The sequence below is a fragment of the uncultured Merdimonas sp. genome (assembly GCF_963929015.1).
In the GTDB taxonomy this organism is placed as follows: Bacteria; Bacillota; Clostridia; order Lachnospirales; family Lachnospiraceae; genus Merdimonas.
The window spans coordinates 148,515-165,649 of sequence record NZ_CAWVHE010000003.1 but is presented as its reverse complement, the minus strand read 5'-3'; the positions used below and the strand labels follow the sequence as shown (position 1 = coordinate 165,649).

Genomic DNA, 17,135 nt, shown 5'->3' with positions numbered 1-17,135 from the left:
CAATCCCTTCTATTATAGATATTTTCCACTCCGTCTGGCAACTTAGGTTTATTGACAAACCTTCTCGCAACTGCTAATATTTTTTTGTGTAAAATATGTAAAAATGCGCGTTTTTCGCCGGAAAGGATCTTTATTATGAATCATTTCAAAAAAATATATTGCAGGACTTTTCAGACTGGTCTGAAAATCGCTCTTCCGTTCCTGCCCTATCGCAAGCCCAAAGTCGTCGGCAGTGTCAAAGCGCTGCCGGAAGTGATCCAGAAAAAGCACTGCAGTAAAGTTCTGATCATCACCGATGCCGGGATCCGCAAACTCGGCCTGACCGGACGCCTGGAAAAAGCTCTTACAACTGAGGGGATTCCATACTGCATGTATGATAAAACCGTAGCCAACCCCACTACAGACAATGTAGCCGAAGCCCTGGAACTCTACCGGAGCCAGGGATGTGACTGCATCATTGGATTTGGCGGCGGCTCCAGTATGGACTGCGCCAAAGCGGTTGGCGCCCGGGCAGTGAAACCCGGCCAGTCCCTTGCAAAAATGAAGGGTATCCTTAAGGTACATAAAAAATTGCCCCTCTTGATGGCTGTGCCAACTACCGCTGGCACCGGCAGTGAAACAACGCTGGCTGCTGTGATCACAGACGCCCGGACCCGTTACAAATATGCCATCAACGATTTTCCACTGATCCCACGGTACGCCGTGCTGGATCCAAAAGTTACCCTTAGTCTTCCGCCTTTTATCACGGCCACCACCGGCATGGATGCTCTGACCCACGCAGTGGAAGCCTATATTGGCAATTCTACCACTTACGGCACCAGAAAAGATGCGCTTCTGGCCGTACAGCTGATTTTTGAAAATATCGACAAGGTCTATGAAGATGGCAGCAACATTGATGCACGCCGGAATATGCTGCACGCTTCTTTCTATGCAGGCTGTGCATTTACCAAATCCTATGTAGGCTATGTGCACGCCATCGCTCATTCTCTTGGCGGAGAATACAATGTTCCCCACGGATATGCCAACGCCGTAATCCTGCCGATGGTGCTGGAAGCTTACGGGGCAAAAATCCACAAAAAGCTGCACCGCCTTGCCATTGCGGCCTCCCTTGCCGAAAAAGACACCCCCAGCGATGAAGCTGCGGGACGGTTTATTGAAGCCATCAAACTGATGAAAGAACGGTTTGGCATCGGCAACCGGATCCCGGAAATCCGAGAAGAAGACATTCCCAAGCTGGCGCATTACGCAGACAAAGAAGCCAACCCCCTCTATCCGGTACCGGTCCTGATGAACGCCGCCGAACTGGAACCTTTCTATTATATGTTGATGACAGATGAAGACACAGCAGACAGCAGCGTTATCAAAGACCAGGAAGAAACAAATGTGGAAGGAGCGGACATCCATGACAGAACAGGAAATTAAAGAAATCGTCACTACGCAGAGAAAATATTTTCAAACAGGGGCAACTCTTCCCATCCCATTTCGGATCGCAGCTTTAAAAAAATTGTATGCGGTCATCTCCGAATGCGAAAAAGAGATCCACACGGCTCTTCGCAAAGATCTGGGAAAAAGCAGTTTTGAAAGTTATATGTGCGAAACGGGGCTGGTTCTGGAAGAAATCAGCTATCTGCTAAAACACATCCGAAAATTTGCCCGGGAAAAGACAGTGCTTACGCCGCTTGCCCAGTTTCATTCTCACAGTTATCAAAAGCCATTGCCTTACGGCGTGACTTTGATCATGAGTCCATGGAACTATCCTTTTATGCTGACGCTGTCACCTCTGGTGGACGCGCTGGCTGCAGGAAACACTGCTGTCGTGAAGCCAAGCGCTTATTCCCCCTGCACCAGCGACGTAATCCTCCAGATCCTGTCCCAGTGCTTTGATCCACAATATGTAGCTGTTGTTACCGGCGGCCGTGCAGAGAATACCTGCCTTCTAAAAGAACATTTTGACTATATTTTCTTTACAGGCAGTCAGTCTGTAGGAAAGAAAGTCATGCAAAGCGCCGCCGAACATCTGACTCCGGTCACTCTGGAGCTGGGAGGCAAAAGTCCCTGCATCGTAGACGCCTCCGCCAACATCCGGCTGGCAGCCCGGAGAATCGTATTCGGCAAATATCTGAACTGCGGGCAGACCTGCGTGGCGCCGGACTATATTTACTGCCACCGCTCTGTCAAAGAAAAGTTGATCAAAGAAGTACAAAGACAAATCCAGAAACAATTTGGCAAACAGCCATTAAAAAATACCAATTACGGGAAAATCATCAACGAAAAACATTTCGACCGGATCCTGGGACTGATCGACAACGCCAAAGTCATACACGGAGGAAAATCCGACCGCAGAACTCTGCGTATCGAACCCACCGTCATGGATAACGTCACGTTTGCCGACCCTGTCATGCAGGAAGAAATCTTCGGCCCCATCATGCCCATCCTGGTCTTTGACCATCTGGACGAAGTGATCCGAAACATCAACTCCAGGCCCCACCCACTGGCGCTTTATCTGTTCACATCCAACAAAAAAGCCGCAAGACAGGTAACCGCCCACTGCGGTTTCGGCGGCGGGTGCATCAACGACACCATCATCCATCTGGCCACCACCCAGATGGGATTTGGCGGCTTCGGCGAAAGCGGAATGGGCGCCTATCACGGCAAGACCGGCTTCGATACCTTCTCCCACTACAAGAGCATTGTAGACAAAAAAAACTGGCTGGATCTGCCTATGCGCTATCAGCCTTACCGGAAAATACACGAAAAAATGGTACGGTTTTTCCTGAAATAATTCAATCAGGTACAGGGTAAAATGCAATTGGGGACGTAGACCTTTGCAAAAGGTCTACGTCCCCTGTTAGTAACTTAACAATCTTCTATCTGCACATTTTTTCCAGCAAGTCTACTGCCCGTTCTATTCCCAGACGGCTCACATTCAGGAGCATATGATGGGATTCGATGCTTCCCCACTCCTGTCCGGTATGAGATTCATAATAGTTTCTTCTCTCGCGATCCATCCGCTTGATCTTATCTGCCGCTTTCCGCTCGGAAATGTCATATTTTCTTGCTATTCTTGATACCCGGTCTTCCAAGCCTGCACAGATAAATATATTGATGCAGTTTTTATGATCCCGCAGCACATAATCTGCACACCGGCCTACGATAATGCAGGATCCTCTGTCTGCCAGCCTGCGGATGATGTCGCACTGCAGCTCATATACCTGCTGGGTCAGCGGCGGTACATATTCTGTCCCGTTCAGCCGGCTGGACTGCTCGATGGGATCCAATACAAATCCAGTCAGGAAACTATTTAATGTCGTCTCGTCCACGGCGCGCGCCGTCTCTTCCCGGATATCCAGTTTTTCCGCTACCATCCGGATCAGATTGTTATCATAAAGCGGAATATCCAGCCTGGTGGCAAGCAAGTTTCCGATTTCGTGTCCGCCGCTTCCAAATTCACGGCCTATGGTGATGATCCTTGGTTCTGTCATAGAGAATCCCCCTTCCTCACGAAGTATCCTGCAGGTATCTTCTTTCATTATAACGCAGTTTCCTCTAAATTGACAGATATTTCAACCAATAATCTCTTTTTTTATAATCTTTTTTATATAATCTCTTTTTTTATTCTCTCTCCGAAAAAGGAATATAATCAAAATGAAATCCAAAGCTTCTCGGACCCAGGACGTCAATCCCGTCTTCTGTTTTCCAGACTGCCGGCGCCGGAAGGGCAAATACAGTCAGCTTCTGGCCAGATCTTGCATAAGGGTTCGTCACCGGGTTCCCCGCGTCATCTATGACGCAGATCAGATCCGGGCAGGAAACATCCACTTTTCCATTCCGGTAAGCCACAAGATTTTCGTTTTTAAACCAGATTCCGTAATTTTCTTTTTTATAATTTCCTGTTCCGCTCAAATGGATCTCTCCAAGGACAAATCCTCCCTCTTCCTCATAGAAAGTCTTTGTCACCGTTCCGGTAAATAAAATCTTTCCATCCACCGCTTCGCAGATCTTTTCTGCCGCATTTTTTTCCTGTGCTTTCGCAAGGCGCATTACCTTTCCGATCTCCATAGCGTAGGAAAGCGTATGCGGGATAATGGCGTGGCGAAGCTGCTCTCCTGTTACAGCATGATCCGCTACACCGATTTTATTTCCACTGGCTACGGCAATGGATCGGATAATGTCTTCACAGCGCATATCGTCTACCACGTCTTTGATAATCATCGTATCCCCAAACTGAGTGGCCACAGCTACCGGGGCCATCGGGATTCCTTCCACATAAAAGGAGCTGTGCTGAAGTTCCGGCACCGACCGGCCGGCAGGGTCGCCGTCAATCACAGGCACACCCAGCTGAAATGCGGTATGTAGTGCATAGGCGGTGTTCGCGCCTCCAAGTTCTGTCGCGACCACACCAAAAAACGGTTTCCCGAAATAGTCTTCCAGCGTCCGGAACGCAAGCAAAGATTCCGGGTACCCAAGCATCGGAAGCCTTGCATACTCTTTTCCGCAAGTGGCAAGACTGGCCGGAGAGCCGCACATATATGGCACACAGACATAAGAACCCGCCGGCACCTCTTCCGGCTTGGCAAGGAACAGATCCTTTCCTTTCTGAAAATCCTCCTCCAAAAGGGATAACCCAAGCGACAATTCTCCGCCGCCACCGGTTCCTGCCACGGCACAGCCATGCAACAAATCAATAATCTCCTGCTTTTGTAATTTCCTCATTTCTCCTCATTTCCTTTTCCTTGTTCTTCTTCTGTAGACGGAAGCTCCTTTTCCCGGGAACCGGGCAGCAGACGCTCTACTATCAGATATATAAAAAATCCCCAGATAATCCCCGAGTAATCCACCTTCACGATCACAGCCGCGCCAATGGCCAGGATCATCGCCAGAACGCCGGTAGGATTCCACCCGCGTTTCTCATGCCAGGATTCCTTTCTCCCCTTTCTCACAATCCAGTAATCTGCCGTCATCACTCCCCCAACAGCAGAAAAAACATAGGAAAGAAGACTCAAAAAAGTTTCCATATGTCCCAGGATCCCCGCTGCGGCCAACACAATCCCCGCAAGGCCGGCAACCGCTGTCGCAGCCTTTCTTTTCTGATCGGGAATACCAAATACCATCACTGCATCCAGTCCCGCAGAATAAGCGTTCAGTGAATTGGTCGTCCAGGTGGCAAGAATCAGGACCAGCACCCCGGAAACCGGAAGACCAACAGATGTAAGAACCGATGTAATATCATAATTTCCTGTCATCTTTGTCATCAGGATCCCCAGGCATAATGTGAAAATCCCTGCCGGCATAATTCCCCAGAAAACAGATTTTACCGTATCTTTTCTACTCTTCTGAAACCGGGTGATATCCGCGCTTGTAATAGCGCCGGCAGCAGTAAAGCTAAAAGAAAGCCCCATCCCCTGTACAAATGTCATCGTGTTCCCGGACGGCAGAGATAACCCCTCCGCTCCATATCTTAAAAATGCCAGTATTGTTCCAAGGATCATAAGCAGCACAAGAAGAGGAAGCGCCACAGCATCCAGCCTGCGAAAAGCATTCATCCCGTACACGGCGCTGATCAGCATCACGATCCCCCAGAAAACCGAGGAAGCCATCACTGGAACCTCCATTCCAAAGGCCGTTCTGACAAGACTGGCAAAGGATTCTCCACACACATTACAGTTCAGCCCAGACCAGCCTACCATAGAAATCAGCATCGTGGTGCCTACCAGGAACCTCGCCCCTTGTTTTCCAAAAGCAGCGATGGAACGCATACGATAATCCCTGTCTGTACAAACGCCAGCGATATCCATCCCTTTTTTTCTTCCGGGCCAACCGGTTCCAGGGCAAACTTTTCTCCTGCCATACCATTTCCCCTTCCTTTTCCCTGTCTGCTCTCCCCTATATTTACTTCAATCTAACTATCTGAATCCCCTAATCGTAAAGTATACCAGCCATTTTTCTGTATTTCATCATTCTTTGTTAAAAAAACCTCAACTTTTTTGTTTATTTCACAAAGATTACTGGATTTTCTTTTCAACAATTGTTAGAATTATAAAAAAAGAAAGGATTTGATGTACAAATGAAAGAGCTGACTGTCAGAGATGTCCTGAAACTCCCATTTATGGACGGTTATCGTCTGGTCGCCGGAGAATCCGGCCTGGATAACCCGGTCCATTTTCCCAATGTATATGACACTCCTCATGATGTCTGCGATCCGATCCTGGATAATCTGACCGCACGTCATGATTTTTATCTGACCGCTTTTTTTTATGGTAAAGATAATCCGGATTATATCATAACGGTCATAAAACGGTACCTCTCTATCCAGGCTTCTGCCGTATGTATCATCGATCAATACATCAAAGATATCCCTCCCGAAGCAGCGGAGCTTTGTAACAAACATAAGCTGCCGGTTATTTTTATCAGCGAACACGTTCCCTACTCTTCAGTGATCTCCGGCATTATTGAATGTAAACTATCTCTGGAAAGCCGCAGGCTTGTCACCAATCAACTGCTGGCCCTGACCTCCGGTCACATTTCAGACTCTGAAAAACGAGAGATCATCCGGGAACTAAATCCCAGTTTTCTTAGTCATGTCCTGGTATTTTTCTGCGCCATGTCCGAAAAGCAGCAGGAAAAAATGCTCCTGAGCAAGCCGCTTTACTACGGAGTCACTTCCCTCTCGGCTACATATCGTGACGGATTCTGTCTGGCTTACAGTTTTCACAAAAAAACAGACAGCCAGCTTCAGGAAACCATCCAGGATATTACCGACTATCTCTGCCAGAACCTTCCCGGAGCCCGGATCGGCATCAGCAATGTCCAGCCCATTTCCCGTCTGGGAGACGGCATCTCCCAGGCTTACGCCGCGGCAGATGCTGCCAGCCCGGGACAGACCGCCTACTATCGCCGACTGGGGATTACGCGGCTTCTGGTATCTATCCAGGATCATCCGGCTCTCCTGCAATTTTACAAAGAGACTGCCGGCCCTCTCCTGAAATATGACGAGGAAAATCATTCCCAGCTGTTTTACACCCTGTGTTGTTTCATGGAAAACGGCGCAGATTATAAAAAAACCGGCGCCGCCATGTTTCTCCATGAGAACACGGTCCGTTACCGGATCAACAGTTTGAAGGAGATCCTGGAATACGGAGAAAATGAAGTGGACTTTCTGGAAACCCTGTCCATCATTTATAAGATCCATCGACTGCTGAAACCTTAAGTCTGCATATCCGGCAATGAAACACACACTAGAAAGAAGGCTATATATCTATGAAACTGCGTATGTCCAATGAAGTGGACCTGGGGCGGGAGTCTGTCCGCCATCTGCTTTTTGTCCTGGCTGTACCGGCCATCACCTCTCAGCTTGTAAACGCACTTTACAACATGGTTGACCGGATGTATATCGGCCACATCCCCGAGACCGGGGCTGCCGCTCTGACCGGCGTAGGCGTTTGCTTCCCGCTGATCATGATCGTCTCCGCTTTTGCTTCTCTTCTTGGAATGGGCGGCGCGCCAAGAGCCAGCATCCTGATGGGAAGAAAAGATAAGGAGGGCGCAGAGCAGATCATGGGAAACTGTTTTTTCGCCCTTGTGGCAGCCGCCATCCTGCTGACGATACTGATCCTGATCTTCCAGCGGCCGGTTCTACTTTTATTCGGCGCCAGTGAAAATACCATTGGCTATGCCACGGACTATATGTCCATCTACGCCATCGGCACCATCTTTGTACAGCTGACACTGGGAATGAATCTGTTCATCTCAGCGCAGGGATTCTCCAAGATCAGCATGATGACAGTTGTAATCGGCGCTGTCACCAATATTATCCTGGATCCTGTCTTTATTTTCGGATTTCATATGGGCGTCCGGGGCGCTGCTCTTGCCACGATCCTTTCCCAGGCCATCAGCGCTGTATGGGCCCTTCGATTTTTAACCGGCCCAAATACCGTTCTTCGTCTGAAGAAGGAAAACTTAAGGATCCGCTCCAGGGTTCTGCTGCCTTGCATCGGTCTGGGAGTTGCTCCCTTTGTCATGCAGTCCACAGAAAGCATCCTGGTGCTGTGTTTTAATTCTTCCCTTTTAAAATACGGCGGCGATCTGGCCGTCGGCGCTATGACCATTCTCTCCAGCGTCATGCAGTTTGCCCTGCTGCCTCTTCAGGGGCTGACCCAGGGCGGACAGCCTATCATCAGCTTTAACTTCGGAGCCGGAAACGCCGACCGGGTAAAAGAAGCATTTCGGCTCCAGACTATCTGCTGCGTCAGCTTTGCCGCTATCCTCTGGCTGTTGTCAGAACTGACTCCGGGTATTTTTGTCGCCATTTTCACCAGCGACCCCCAGCTGACTGCTCTTGCCTGCTGGGCGCTTCGTATCTACATGGCCTCCGTGATCCTGATGGGGCTGCAGATATCCTGCCAGCAGACCTTTATCGCTTTTGGCAACTCCAGAGTGTCCGCCTTCCTTGCAATCTTTCGGAAGATCATCGTACTGATTCCGCTGATCTACCTTCTTCCCCTGTTTCTGGAAGACAAGGTACAGGCCGTCTTTCTGGCAGAACCCATTGCAGATTTCATTGCCGTAGCCACCACCGCAACTATGTTTGCTTTCAGTTTCCGGTCAACACTCAAAAAAATGCGCGCCGCAGCATCATAAGCTGCAGCGCGCATTCTCGTTTCAGATCATAAACCTGTCTCGTATTCCTTCTTTTCCTCTGTTGCAAGATCCATTTATAATCCGTAGCACTTATAGAAACGGATGATGATGGTTGCACATACTGCCCGGTTCGTTTCTCCCTGCGGATTCAGATTTCCGTTATCACCGGTAATAATTTCATTCGCCACACACCAGGACATTGCCTCCTGCGCGAAATCACTGACATATGAAACATCCGGGAAATCCATATCATCCGTTCTCTGTGAAGTATCCAGCCCCAGATAATTTGCATAACGGAACATCATGGTGGCCATCTGCTCCCGGTTGATCGGATCAGAAGGTCCAAAGTTGCCATTGGTATATCCGGTTACCACTTCTGCCTCCTCTGCCCACATAACGGGTAGTGTATAGAACTGCCCGTCTGCGACATCCAGGAATTTCTCCTCAAATTCTGTCTCCGGTTCTCCTTCCATACGATAAAGTATTGTCGCAAATTGTGCTCTTGGCAGAATGACTTCGGGCCCAAAAGTAGTCTCATCCATTCCGGTCATAAGACCTTTCTCGTAAGCGTACTTTGCCTCGGCATAGAACCAGCTGTCTTCATCAACATCTGTATACGGGAGGTCTGTCTTCGGCGGTTCCGGCTCTGTATATTCTTCTGCAGTAATCCTGGTGTCTATCACAACCGCATCAGAAATCTCAAACTCTCCATATGCCAGTGAAACAGCAATCTTGAAACTGCCATCCTTCCCCTCTGCATTTTCTTTGTCTCCAGCCTGTGCAGCTTCAAAATCTACAATCTGAACTTCTGCTGTCACGCCTTCTGCAAGAACCCCGCTGATCAGAGTTTCTGCCCATGCTTTCGCGCTTTCTTCCGTTTCCGCCGTCTTCTGATCCACCTCAGTAAGCGCTGTCAGACCCTGAATCACAGCAATCTGTGCTTCCAGCGCTGCAGAAAGCTGCTTGATGGTATTAACCACGCCAGATACCTCTTCCGCGATCAGCTGATGCCCATACGCATTGGGATGAAAATCCAGATTAAATTTCATAGAAGCCATATCAAAGGCTGCATTGCAAGGATCTTCTTCTGCCGCTGCAATCACTCCATAACCATCTGCCACAAAGCATCCTGCCTGTCCCTCGGTCTGCAGGATCACAGCATTCATTGCCTGTACGCCAAGCTCAAATGCAGATGCAAGCGCCTGTGCCTGGGTCTTGATCTGTTCCAGCGGTACGGTTATATGCTCTGCAAAATATTTATAAGGATTATACTGTGTCACAAAAATAATCATTGCTTCCTGGTTTTGCAGACGGATTGCCTTTATGATCCCCGCCAGGTTCACCCCAAAACCTGCAAGGGCAGTCTTTGCCTCCGTGGAAGAAGCAAAAGAAGGCACCACACCCATTGCAAACGCAAGCATTGCCGTATCTCCTGTCATAAGGGCCGTCTGTACCGTTTCTGCCGTCATGGCGCCCCCAGGCACAGATGCGTTATACTGATTTGCCAGATAAGTATAAAGCGCGTCCATCAGATCATTGCCGCCAACTGTAATCGTGACTACATCTGCCCCGGCGACTTTCAGGCTGCCGTCTCCCAGCCCTGCCAGAAGATCTGCTGATGTCGCTCCCGCAATCCCCTGGTTATCCAGCGTAAGCCCACAGGTCTCTGCCACCAGCGCAGGAAATGCGCTTTCATCCTCTGAAAGCCCGTAACCGGATGTAATACTGTCACCCAGCGCCACATACGTTTCCGGCGTATCTTCCTGTGCAAAAGCAGAAACCGGCAGCATGCACAGTATCATACTCATTACGGCAATACAGGCCGCCAGTTTCTTCCATACTTTTTTACCCATTCTACTTTCCTCCTTTTCATTTACTTTCGCTTTTCTATTATAAAAAATACCATAAAAAAAGGACTTTGCCACCACCCGTTTCCTCCTTAAAAACGGATGGTGACAGAGTCTTTTTTGCCTTTTCCCTATGGAAGCATATACCGCTTCAATTCTTTTCTATTCCTTATATGCAGTTTCTGCAGCACAGAAGCAATACAGCTTTTTACCGTATTTGCAGACACATTCATATGCTCTGCAATCTCCTTATTCGTCCACCCTCTGGCGGCAAGCATCGCAGTGGCAAATTCCGTGGTGGTAAGATTCTCCGCCACTTCATGCCCGGTCGCCGGATTGTGGATCTTTCTCCATCCCGCGGAAAACTGATAGGTGATGGCAATAATCCGCTTAAAATCTTCCGGCCAGTTCTTTTTGATCACAGCCTCCAGCATTCCACCCAGCAGGCCATGATGTTCGCCAAATGCTTCGACCAGATCATCCGGTTTTGCCAGCTCCCAGGCAGCCAGAAGATGTTCTTTCGCCGGCCCCGGCTGCTTCAGGCTGATGTAATCCATCACCGCCACCAGATGGATATAGATCATGGGGATCGGATAGATCGCGTCCTGAACGCTTACTGTCCCTTCTACAATGCCAAGACTCTTACTATAATCCTCCTGAAGATAATAGTAATGTGCTCTCACATACATTGCAAATATCCGTATCCCTGGCGGAAGCATTCGTAAGTATTCTCCAGGCTCCGGAAGCTCTTCCGGCAGAGGCAGATGCAGAAGGACCGCTGCGGTGAATGAAAGAAATGATTCCATAGCGCGGCTTTCCGGTGGTTCTTTTGACCCTGACTTTAATGTTTTTTTTAATTCACGAAGCGCATAGCCGGACTGCCGGATCTGACCGATAGAAAGATTGGCATATCCGTATATCAGACACGCCGACAGCCTGACAGCCCGGTCCTGACAATCCAGATACATCTGCGCCTTCTTTGCAGCCTCCCTGGGATTGCCTCTAAAGTACTCATATTCCGCTGCTGCGATCTCTTTTTCCGGACCCTCTGGCATAGCAAGCACCGCCTCCTTACACCTGCCCGGTACAAAAGCAGTATTCATCAGCGGCATCAGCCCGGAAAACTCCACTTCCTTATCTTCCTCCATGTCAATCTCCATCTGTCTTCCTCCTGTCCATGGCTTTTTCCTCGTTCCAGACATTGCTTTGATCCCCTTACCGTTCCCGTACTTCGATCAAATGTCCGTCTGGATCATAAAACCGAAGCACTTTCCCGGAAAGCGCCGCCCGCCGATCTGCTCCTGCCGGTTGTTCCGTTCCTGCCGGTTGACACGGGTCTTTTTTGCTGTTAAAGTCTATTGCCGATCCCAAATAACGAATCCTTCCCGGAAACTCTTTTTGATATTTTTCTAATTTCTTTTGAAATGTTTCCATGTCTTTTTCTTCAAAATACAACAACATTCCCGCATCCCCGATCCGGGACTCTCTTCCAATCGCTTCCTCCCATACCTGTTTTTCCTGCAGCACAAGTCCCTCTGTCAGGATCACGTTCCCGTCCTGTTTCAGGATCGTATCCAGCCCAAACAGATCCTGATAAAACTTCCTGGATCTTTCAAGATCCGAAACAACAATCAAGACATTTTTCAGTTTCATAACCTGTCCCACCCTTCGGAAAATATAGGTCTATTTTATCATACTTTTTCTCCTTTTCAACCGTAATAAAACTTGCTTAACGTTTGGGTAACCGAAAATGGCGGAAATACGGGGATTCCGCTGGAATTTGTTGCAAATGCGTTGCAAATCGTAGAAGACTGAATGCGATTGAGGACACCTCTCTTATCAGTTTCTTTCAACCCGTTTCATTCTTCACAAATCCCTTGTTACCGTTCTTACACTTTAGAAATAATATCTCCAAAAATTCCTATTGATGCTTTCCTATCAGCCAATGCCTCTACTAGGGTATATTTTCCATAAACTCGCCCAATATCTTCTACCTGCCACACGTCACCTATTTCTTCCACCTCTTGGATTTTATAAAAATAATATTGATTATAAAACTAATACCCAATTTCCTTTAATGCTTTAGCAATTTGATCCTGATTAATACCGTAATACTGCATCATCTCTGTTATTTGGTTTTCCGATTCTCCAACACCATTCTCTTTTGCGTAAAGAATAGCCTGATAGTCCCAATCAACATTTTCTTTGTAAGGCGCAGTTCCTCTTCGGTCACGCCTTCCACTATCGCCCGGTCTACCATGTTGTTCCACTCCTGCCGGAGATAATTATCGATCCGTATCTCCTCTGCTTTCGGATTGTTCTTCCCGATTTTTCTGGTTGGCAGATAGGGGCTGTTCTTATCAAACACTTTCAGTTTCTCTGCCGGATTCTGCACCAGTTCATTGATCAGATCCGTATAGAAATATTTCATATCCGATGTACGGATCCTGATTGACGCCATAAACAGGACTCTTGAGTAAAGATATTTTTGTTGCAAACGTGTTACAAACGCGCTGCTAATCCGGTGATTTTCACCCGGTTTTCCCCCGTTTCACCGCGTTTCCAGGGTAAAAAAAAACCCCGGAAACGTGATGTTTCCAGGGTTTGCCTGCAATTTCAATAACTGTTCGGTTATCTCTTGGGTAATCCCGATTAACGCTTGCTGAACTGCGGAGCGCGACGGGCTGCCTTGAGACCGTATTTCTTACGCTCTTTCATTCTCGGATCACGAGTCAGGAATCCTGCTTTCTTGAGCACCGGTCTGTAATCAGCGTCTGCCTCAAGCAGCGCTCTTGCGATACCGTGGCGGATTGCTCCTGCCTGTCCTGTATAGCCGCCGCCCTTTACATTGACGATTACATCAAATTTTCCATCAGTCTCGGTAGCTACCAGGGGCTGACGAACAACAACCTTTAAGGTTTCCAGTCCGAGATATTCATCAATATCTCTCTTATTTATTGTAATCTTACCGGTTCCCGGTACTAAATATACTCTTGCTACTGATTTTTTTCTTCTTCCTGTTCCGTAAAATCTTGCGTTAGCCACTGTAATATCCTCCTTTCAAACCTTTCCCTAAAATTTCAGCTCTACCGGCTTCTGAGCCTGCTGCTCATGATCCGGTCCTGCATATACATGAAGCTTCTTGATCATAGCTCTTCCCAAAGGTCCCTTCGGAAGCATTCCCTTTACAGCGAGTTCGATCACTCTCTCCGGCTTCTTAGCCATCATCTCTGCCAGTGTAGTCTCTTTCATTCCTCCTACATAATCAGAGTGACGATAGTAGATCTTCTGATTCATCTTCTTACCTGTTACAGCAACTTTCTCTGCATTTACAACAATTACATAATCACCTGTATCAATGTGCGGTGTAAACTCCGGTTTGTTTTTTCCTCTTAACACCTTGGCGATTTCAGATGCCAGGCGTCCTAATGTATATCCCGATGCGTCAACTACATACCATTTTCTTTCAATCTTATCTGGATTTGCCATATAAGTTTTCATTGGGTTCCCTCCTGTAAATCTAAACATTTCACATGGTCTTTTTATCGGAATCAGCAAGACTCCGGGGCTTTGGTTTCCTGCTGTTTCTCCTTTTGTCATACTGCATTATTATATTATACGCATCCAGGTGTGTCAACAGTTTTTCTGCAAATTTCTGTGGTTTTTTCCGTTTCTCCGGCTGTTTTTCTACTGACATTTGTGCTATACTTTTTCCTGCACGACCGGAGGATTTCCACATGAGACAAAATCATTGCACTACGGATGCACAATGAAGAGGCAACGCCGCAAAACTCCTGTGTAGATCCTCTGTCTCGCCTTGAATATAGTATCACATTCTGGGGGAATTACCAATGAAAAAACACATAGATCTCCTGCACGGGCCTGTACTTTCTTCCCTGACCCGTCTTGCCATCCCGATCATGGCAACTTCTCTGATCCAGATGGCCTATAACCTGACAGATATGATCTGGATTGGAAGACTGGGAAGTAATGCCGTGGCAGCCGTAGGCGCTGCCGGTATGTATATGTGGCTTTCCAACGGCCTTGCTGTGCTCTCCAAAATGGGCGGTCAGGTAAACACCGGTCATTCTCTGGGCGCCGGGGATTCAAAAGAGGCGGCCGGATACGCCGCAGGCGCTTTGCAGCTTGCCGCTTTTACCGGTCTGCTCTTCGGACTGCTCTGCATCCTGTTTTCCGTCCCATTGATCGACTTCTTTAAACTGAACAGCCCGCAGGTCATTGCAGACGCACGGATTTATCTTAAGATCACCTGCGGCCTGGTCTTTTTTTCCTTTTTAAACCAGACGTTTACCGGACTGTTTACTGCCATCGGCAACAGCAGGGCTGCGTTCTTTGCCACCACCAGTGGACTGGTGATCAACTTTTTTATGGATCCTGTCCTGATCTTTGGGATCGGCCCATTTCCAGAACTAAGGGTTATGGGCGCCGCCATTGCCACCGTCTTTGCACAGATGATTGTTACCTGCATGTTCCTTTTATTTGCGCTGCGGGACGATCTCTTATTTTGCCATGTACGGTTTTTTTCACGGCCAAAACTGGCAGCCATCCAGTCCATCGTGCAGATCGGCGTGCCATCCTGCCTGCAAAATATGCTGTTTACCGGTATTTCCATGATCATTGCCCGGATGGTGGCAGGATATGGAGATGCCGCCGTGGCTGTCCAGAAAGTAGGTTCCCAGATCGAATCCATTTCCTGGATGACAGCTGACGGTTTTGCCGCTGCGGTAAATTCTTTTATCGCACAAAATCACGGAGCCGGCAATCCGGGGCGGATCCGCAGGGGATATCGCAGCGCCATGGTAATCGTTCTGATCTGGGGCCTGTTCTGTACTTTCCTTCTGATGGTGTGTCCTGCGCCCATTTTCCGCATTTTTATTACCGAAGCAGACGTGCTTCCCATGGGTGTGGACTATCTGGTAATCCTGGGGGTCTCGCAGCTCTTTATGAGCGTGGAAATCACGACCGCAGGCGCCTTTGCCGGTTTCGGGAAAACAGTGCCGCCATCTGTGGTCAGCATCCTGTTTACCGCCATGCGGATCCCGCTTGCCTTCATGCTGGTAGATACCATACTGGGACTAAACGGCATCTGGTGGAGCATCACCATTTCCAGCATCCTGAAGGGAATCGTTCTGCTGTGCTGGTTTTTATGGTTCCTGAAGAAGAAACTTCCGGCTGCCGGGACAGAATAAGTTTTGACCAATGGTTTCCTATCGATTAAAATAGACCTATACGAAAAAATGAAACAGAAAGAGAGGCTTTCAAATATTATGTGGGCATATAACAGTATCTTTTATCAGATCTATCCCATCGGTTTTTGCGGCGCGCCGGTACACAACGATGGAGTATGTATCCCCCGTATCCGCAAATTACTGGACTGGAGTGAGTATCTGGAAAAACTGGGCATAGACGCTATTCTTTTAAATCCGGTATTTGAATCCGACAACCACGGCTATGACACCCGCGATTTTAAAAAGATCGACTGCCGGCTTGGCACCAACGAAGATTTTGCCGAAGTCTGCCAGAACCTTCACAACCACCGTATTAAAATCGTACTGGACGGTGTTTTTAACCATGTAGGCCGAGGATTCTGGGCCTTTCAGGATGTGCTGGAAAAGAAATGGGACTCCCCTTACAAGGACTGGTTCTGGATCAATTTTGACGGAAACAACTCCTACAATGACGGTTTCTGGTACGAAGGGTGGGAAGGACATTTTGAACTGGTAAAACTGAATCTGAAAAATCCGGCGGTTACAGACTATCTTCTGGAGTGTGTAAAATTCTGGATCGAGACATTTGACATTGACGGTCTGCGCCTTGACGTAGCCTACAGTCTGGAACCGGAGTTTATGCGCCGCCTGCGCTCCTTCACGCAGACACTTAAGCCAGAGTTTGTACTCATCGGAGAGGTCCTGTTCGGCGACTACAACCGGATCGTTAATGAGGAAATGCTTCACAGCTGTACCAATTATGAATGTTACAAGGGCATATACTCCAGCTTTAATTCCATGAATCTGTTTGAGATTGCCCATTCTCTGCAGCGCCAGTACGGTTCAGAGCCCTGGTGCCTCTACCGGGGCAAACACCTGATGAACTTTGTAGACAATCACGATGTGACAAGAATTGCCAGCATTCTGACCAACAAAGCTCATCTGCCTCTGGCCTGCGGACTTCTGATGGGCATGCCAGGCATCCCCTGTATCTATTACGGAAGCGAATGGGGCGAACCAGGGGAAAAAGCTCCGGGAAATGACTACTCCCTTCGTCCCTGCTTTGAAGAGCCAAAGCCAAACGATCTGACCGACCTGATCCGGAAGCTGATCCGCATCCGCAAGAACAGCGATGCCCTTTGCAACGGCTCCTATCGAAATGTAGTTCTGACCAATCACCAGCTGATCTTTGAACGCATGACAGACAGGGAAAAAGTTTTTGTGGCTGTCAACGCCTCGGACATCCCCTACACCGCCTGTCACGGCGATTTATCCGGTCCGGTCACAGAACTGCTTAGCGAAAACACTCTACATCTGAATGGATCACTGGAAATGCCGGCATACAGTATCCTGTATCTGCAATTCTAGAAAAAGAAACCAAAATATTTCTTTTGAAACTCAAATAAAAAACAGGGCAAAGACA

At 48.2% G+C, this 17,135-nt stretch carries 15 protein-coding genes; 6 read left to right on the top strand and 9 right to left on the bottom strand.

Annotated features, from left to right (window positions below):
* Positions 1–135 precede the first annotated feature (135 nt).
* Together ABGT54_RS01600 and ABGT54_RS01595 are read left to right on the top strand one after the other, a co-directional pair.
* Positions 136–1,422 carry an iron-containing alcohol dehydrogenase gene (locus tag ABGT54_RS01600; RefSeq protein WP_346662541.1) on the top strand — a complete coding sequence of 429 codons (1,287 nt, stop codon included), beginning with the start codon at positions 136–138 and terminating at the stop codon, positions 1,420–1,422.
* On the top strand, positions 1,403–2,782 hold the full coding sequence (locus ABGT54_RS01595; protein ID WP_346662540.1) for an aldehyde dehydrogenase: 1,380 nt from the start codon (positions 1,403–1,405) through the stop codon (positions 2,780–2,782). Before ABGT54_RS01600 ends, ABGT54_RS01595 begins: the two co-directional genes overlap by 20 nt.
* 85 nt (positions 2,783–2,867) lie before the next feature.
* Here the strand turns inward: ABGT54_RS01595 and ABGT54_RS01590 are convergent, their stop codons facing one another.
* The 3 genes from ABGT54_RS01590 to ABGT54_RS01580 form a co-directional block, all read right to left on the bottom strand.
* Positions 2,868–3,482: a cytidylate kinase-like family protein gene (locus tag ABGT54_RS01590; RefSeq protein ID WP_346662539.1), complete on the bottom strand. Its 615-nt coding sequence runs from the start codon at positions 3,480–3,482 to the stop codon at positions 2,868–2,870.
* 130 nt (positions 3,483–3,612) lie between these two features.
* Positions 3,613–4,713 (bottom strand): DUF917 domain-containing protein, encoded by a 1,101-nt coding sequence (locus tag ABGT54_RS01585; RefSeq protein ID WP_346662538.1) that lies wholly within the window; start codon positions 4,711–4,713, stop codon positions 3,613–3,615.
* Positions 4,710–5,795 carry a cytosine permease gene (locus ABGT54_RS01580; protein WP_346662537.1) on the bottom strand — a complete coding sequence of 362 codons (1,086 nt, stop codon included), beginning with the start codon at positions 5,793–5,795 and terminating at the stop codon, positions 4,710–4,712. Before ABGT54_RS01580 ends, ABGT54_RS01585 begins: the two co-directional genes overlap by 4 nt.
* Positions 5,796–6,064: 269 nt before the next feature.
* Between ABGT54_RS01580 and ABGT54_RS01575 the strand changes: the two genes are divergently transcribed.
* The gene (locus ABGT54_RS01575) at positions 6,065–7,207 is read left to right on the top strand and encodes a PucR family transcriptional regulator ligand-binding domain-containing protein (protein WP_346662536.1); all 1,143 of its coding nucleotides are present in this window, start codon (positions 6,065–6,067) and stop codon (positions 7,205–7,207) included.
* 50 nt (positions 7,208–7,257) lie between these two features.
* On the top strand, positions 7,258–8,637 hold the full coding sequence (locus ABGT54_RS01570; protein ID WP_346662535.1) for an MATE family efflux transporter: 1,380 nt from the start codon (positions 7,258–7,260) through the stop codon (positions 8,635–8,637).
* 74 nt (positions 8,638–8,711) lie between these two features.
* On the opposite strand, the gene ABGT54_RS01565 is transcribed toward ABGT54_RS01570, so the two are convergent.
* The 6 genes from ABGT54_RS01565 to rplM form a co-directional block, all read right to left on the bottom strand.
* Positions 8,712–10,490 carry an S-layer homology domain-containing protein gene (locus ABGT54_RS01565; protein ID WP_346662534.1) on the bottom strand — a complete coding sequence of 593 codons (1,779 nt, stop codon included), beginning with the start codon at positions 10,488–10,490 and terminating at the stop codon, positions 8,712–8,714.
* A 125-nt stretch (positions 10,491–10,615) separates the two neighbouring features.
* Positions 10,616–11,644 carry a LuxR C-terminal-related transcriptional regulator gene (locus ABGT54_RS01560; protein ID WP_346662533.1) on the bottom strand — a complete coding sequence of 343 codons (1,029 nt, stop codon included), beginning with the start codon at positions 11,642–11,644 and terminating at the stop codon, positions 10,616–10,618.
* 55 nt (positions 11,645–11,699) lie between these two features.
* Positions 11,700–12,137: a VOC family protein gene (locus ABGT54_RS01555; protein WP_346662532.1), complete on the bottom strand. Its 438-nt coding sequence runs from the start codon at positions 12,135–12,137 to the stop codon at positions 11,700–11,702.
* A gap of 475 nt (positions 12,138–12,612) precedes the next feature.
* Positions 12,613–12,945: a hypothetical protein gene (locus tag ABGT54_RS01550; RefSeq protein ID WP_346662531.1), complete on the bottom strand. Its 333-nt coding sequence runs from the start codon at positions 12,943–12,945 to the stop codon at positions 12,613–12,615.
* Between the two features lie 191 nt (positions 12,946–13,136).
* Positions 13,137–13,529: a 30S ribosomal protein S9 gene (rpsI, locus tag ABGT54_RS01545; RefSeq protein WP_346662530.1), complete on the bottom strand. Its 393-nt coding sequence runs from the start codon at positions 13,527–13,529 to the stop codon at positions 13,137–13,139.
* A gap of 27 nt (positions 13,530–13,556) precedes the next feature.
* Entirely contained in the window at positions 13,557–13,985 is a 429-nt protein-coding gene (rplM, locus tag ABGT54_RS01540; protein WP_346662529.1) for a 50S ribosomal protein L13, read from the bottom strand.
* Between the two features lie 350 nt (positions 13,986–14,335).
* Between rplM and ABGT54_RS01535 the strand changes: the two genes are divergently transcribed.
* Both ABGT54_RS01535 and ABGT54_RS01530 read left to right on the top strand, forming a co-directional pair.
* Entirely contained in the window at positions 14,336–15,694 is a 1,359-nt protein-coding gene (locus ABGT54_RS01535) for an MATE family efflux transporter (protein ID WP_346662528.1), read from the top strand.
* A gap of 78 nt (positions 15,695–15,772) precedes the next feature.
* Positions 15,773–17,080 (top strand): alpha-amylase family glycosyl hydrolase, encoded by a 1,308-nt coding sequence (locus ABGT54_RS01530; protein ID WP_346662527.1) that lies wholly within the window; start codon positions 15,773–15,775, stop codon positions 17,078–17,080.
* The last annotated feature ends 55 nt before the right edge of the window (positions 17,081–17,135 follow it).